General features: G+C 65.4%; 4 protein-coding genes. 1 reads left to right on the top strand and 3 read right to left on the bottom strand.

Features of this window, described 5'->3' with window-relative positions:
• Nucleotides 1-438: hypothetical protein (locus tag QZL67_RS05695; protein WP_292919944.1), on the top strand; the 438-nt coding region annotated here is incomplete at its 5' end.
• A 74-nt stretch (nt 439-512) separates the two neighbouring features.
• On the opposite strand, the gene QZL67_RS05690 is transcribed toward QZL67_RS05695, so the two are convergent.
• The 3 genes from QZL67_RS05690 to QZL67_RS05680 form a co-directional block, all read right to left on the bottom strand.
• Nucleotides 513-1,172 (bottom strand): TVP38/TMEM64 family protein, encoded by a 660-nt coding sequence (locus tag QZL67_RS05690; RefSeq protein ID WP_022289784.1) that lies wholly within the window; start codon nt 1,170-1,172, stop codon nt 513-515.
• A 141-nt stretch (nt 1,173-1,313) separates the two neighbouring features.
• Nucleotides 1,314-3,134: a VanW family protein gene (locus QZL67_RS05685; protein WP_022289783.1), complete on the bottom strand. Its 1,821-nt coding sequence runs from the start codon at nt 3,132-3,134 to the stop codon at nt 1,314-1,316.
• A gap of 127 nt (nt 3,135-3,261) precedes the next feature.
• A partial coding sequence (locus tag QZL67_RS05680) for a ParB/RepB/Spo0J family partition protein (protein ID WP_292919942.1) occupies nt 3,262-3,935 on the bottom strand: 674 nt, incomplete at its 5' end.

Here is a 3,935-nt window from a genome sequence, read left to right as displayed (position 1 = left end):
CAGGGTGAGCAGGGCCCCCAGGGTGAACCGGGGACGCTGTCCACCGCCATCTTCCATGCATGGCAGACCGGAACGCTGCGGAACACCGCACTCTTCGGAGGATTGGAGCTGGAGCAGCGGCGGTATACGCCGGAGGTGTTCACGCCGGTGAGCTCCCGGGTGCAGGTTTGGCGGCCCGGCGTGTATGACGTCCAGTTCATGCTCCAGATCCCGGCGGACACGGCGGTGTCCACCACCGTGGTGCTGCAAATGAACAACGAGGATTTGTCGGACATGACGGTGGTGATCCAGCATCCCACCGGCACCAGCGCAGTCTACACGGCCCGGACAATCCTGGAGATAACAGAGCCGTCTGCGTTCCGCCTGTCCTCTTCGTCCCGGGTATCCATTACAGGTCCGGGGACGCTGGCTTCCTGGCAGTTTTTGCTGGTGGGATAAACAGACACTGTGCCTGATGGAAAAGCCGCATCAACCAGCCCGGAACGGCATCGCCGTCCCGGGCTGGTTTGTTTTCAACGCGGCGGATCGGAGTGCCGGAAGCTGCACAGATGCCAGATGGTGAGAGACAAAACGGTAATGGCGGCGTTGATCCCCACCGAAACCCAGAACCGCTGGCTCCACGGGTCCCAGAGGGCGGCGCCCAGCAGCGTGGCTGCCGCTACCCGGGGTGCCGCGCCCAGCAGTCCCGGCGGCAGATAACGGGAGGGTGGAATCCCCGCCGCTCCCAGCGCCAGACTGACCAGATCCCCCGGAGACGCCCCCGCCAGCCGCAGCAAAAAGACCAGCAGCCCCGCATGGTCCTGCTCTCCTGCGAGAAGCCGTTCCACTTTGGGGAACCGCGTGAGAAGTGCCGCGGCCCGCTGCCGGTTCCGCCGGCCCAGCAGGAAGGGAAGGGTCTGAGCCACGGCGGTGCCGGTGAGATTGACCGCCAGCGCGGCGGGGTAGGGGAAGAGAAGCCCGCCCGCCGCTGTCAGTGCCGACATGGGGAAGCAGAAAGAGACGCTTTTGACGCCGTAGAGCACCAGCAAAAAGCCGGCTGCCAGCCACATCTGCTTTGGAGAAGCGCGGGAGATGGCCTCGGCGGTCATGAACCGGCGGAAGGGCCACAGCGCCCCGCACACTGCCGCCAGGAGCAAAAGCGGCACTGCCGCCCGCCAGATTTGCCTGTGCATGACCCCATTCCTCCCCTAATAGACGGATATGCGCTAGTATATGCGTCCGGCGGAGTAAACCGGCGCGGAAATTCCTGGGGACCTGTCCGCGGGCGGCAGCAAAAAAAGAACAGGCAGCTGTCAGCTGCCTGTTCCGATGTCTCAGGGTTCGGCGGGAGTTTCCTGAGCGGGCGTCTGGGTCTGCTCCTGGGATGGGTCCGTCTGGGGGGTCTGGGCGGAGGTCTCCGGCGTCGTCGTGGACGGCACGGTCTCCGTCGGCGTTTCCACCGGCGTCTCCGCCGGGCCGGTGACCGGGGTCTCAGGCTGTGCCGGCAGGGCGGGGCCCCGGGTGATGACCTTGTTGCGCACCTTGTAGTCGCTGGTGGCCTCATAGGTGCTGGAAATCAGCTTGCCGCTGGCGCTATACACGTTGCGGTAGGACTTGACCTTATAGCCGGTGTAGGGTGTGGTGGTGACCTTCTCCGTGCCGGCGGGAAGAGAAGGATCGTCCTTGTAGACGGTCTCCCAGTTGGTCTTGGAGAGGACCTCATTGGTCATCTTCACGTATGTACCGTCCACATTGGTGCCCAGGATCTTCACCGTGAGATATCCGCCGGAGTAGCTGGTGACGATCTTGATGGGGTAATCGGTGTTGTTGGTGAACTTGTAGTCCGGACCGCCCCAGGAGACGGTGGCATCCATGCCCCAGTCGATGTAGGCGGGCACGTACCGATGGGCGTAGCGCTCGGTGATCTCCAGATTGGCCCGCAGGCAGGCGTAGTACAGGGTAGAGGAGGTCTGGCACACGCCGCCGCCCACTTCGTCCACCGTCTCGCCGCCCACATAGGCGGGAGCCGCCTGATAGCCCTTGGCGGTGGTGCGCTGGCCGGTGGTGTTGTTGTAGGAGAAGACATCCCCGGTATTGAGGACCACGCCGTTGCAGGCGGCGGCGGAGAGCTTGACGTTGCTGATGCGGGCGGAGGAGCCGGAGACATGGGTGCGGCACTGGCCCAGCACGTCCCGGAACAAAACGCCCTTGAGTTCGTCGGCGGTGACCCGGGGCTGCTCGATTTGGGCGGGGATCTCCACGGTCTCGCCGGGGGCTGCCGCGTCCAGCAGGGACTGGGCTTCGGCCACATCGAACTCGGCGCCCACCTGCTCCGGGGTGATGGAGCCGGTGGCGGCGTCATAGCCGGCGTTTTTCATGTTGCCTGCCACGGTATCATGAATCTCCTGGGCGGTGAGGGCCTGGGCGGGCAGGACCGTGGCGTCCACATAGACCGCACCGTCGGCCTCGGAGGAGAGGGCTTCCCGGACGGGGGGCTCCAACTCTGCCTCGGTCACCTCCAGACCGTCCAACTCCCGGGTCACTGTCAGGCCGTCCTGTCCCACTTCATAGGCGGTGTCCTGAGCGGGACGGGAGAAGGTCTGGGACAGTTCCGTCAGCTTCTCCTGCAGCACGGTCTCGTCCGGTTCCAGGTAGACGCCCTTGGCGCCCTGGCTGTGGAAGAGATGGGCCAGGAGGTTCCAACCGCCGCGGAAAAAGCCGGTCTGGCCCTGGGACCGGTCAAAGACCGACTGGGCGTAGTCGGAGTAGTCCAGGTCCTGGGTGATGCCCAGGTCGGCACAGGTGACGGTGGCGGCGGGCTCTGGGTCGTAGAGGGTGTCGCCCTCCGGCGCGGTGACGCCGTCTCCGCTCTTGTCCGTCAGCGGCAGGTAAAATGCCATGGTCCGCTGGGGAAGAGCGCTGCGCAGTTCGTCCCCGGCCTGCTGGACCGTCATGCCCGCCACATCCACACCGTTGATGGTGGTGTTGGGGAAAAAGACGTCCAGGGACCCGGCGTAGGCGCACAGGCCCAGATACGCGGCAGCCAGCACGGCCACCAGAATTCCAATAATGATCAGCGGCTTTTTCCCGGCGCCGCCGCTGAGGCGCTTTCCGCCGTTGCGCTGTGCAATGGCTTCTTTTGTCGTCTGCTCCATGAAGCCCTCCCGTTTGCTGCAATGATCCCATAGGCGGTGGTTCCCAGCCTATGCGAGGTTCTCTTTAGTTTAGCACACGGGACGCAAAAAAAGCATTACAATCCTGTAACAACAAAATTTTCCAGCGTCAGGAGACGCCCCGGCGCTGTTTGGGGATACGGATGGTCAGCAGGATGTCCTCTTCCGTCTCCTGCCGCTCCGTCCGGGCGTCCACGCCCGCCTCCCGGATCAGCCGCAGGCCCCGGTCCAGACTGTTGAGAAACAGGCGCACGTCCTTGATGATGTAGGTTTTCCGCCCTGCCGGGGGCGTGGTCTGCAAAGCGGCCAGCCGCCGCTCCACGTACTGCTCCGCCTGGGCCACGTTCAGATGGTGCTGGGCCAGATACCGGGCGGCGGAGAGCCGCTCCTCCTCGTCCTCCAGCCGCAGAAGGCACCGGGCGTGGCGCTCGGTGAGATTGTTTTCCACCAGGATCGCCCGGCAGGCCGGGGACAGGCGCAGCAGCCGCAGCTTGTTGGCCACGGCGGAAGGGGAGCGGCCCAGCTGGGCGGCGGCCTCCTCCTGGGTGGCGCCGGTCTGCTGGAGATAGGCGGCGATGGCCGCCGCCTCCTCAAAGTAGTGCAGGTCCTCCCGCTGCAGGTTTTCCACCAGGGCCAGCAGGGCGGAGCGGCGGTCGTCCGCTGCGGTCTCCAGGCAGGGGACCGTCTCCAGTCCCGCCATCCGGGCGGCCCGCAGCCGCCGCTCTCCGGCCACCAGCTCCCAGCCCGCCGCTGTGCGCCGCACTGTCAGGGGCTGCAAAACGC

Source organism: Oscillibacter sp. CAG:155, assembly GCA_000436875.1.
GTDB lineage: Bacteria > Bacillota > Clostridia > Oscillospirales > Oscillospiraceae > Oscillibacter.
Note: the sequence above shows the minus strand (reverse complement) of the source record. Positions and strands in the feature narration are given on the sequence as shown.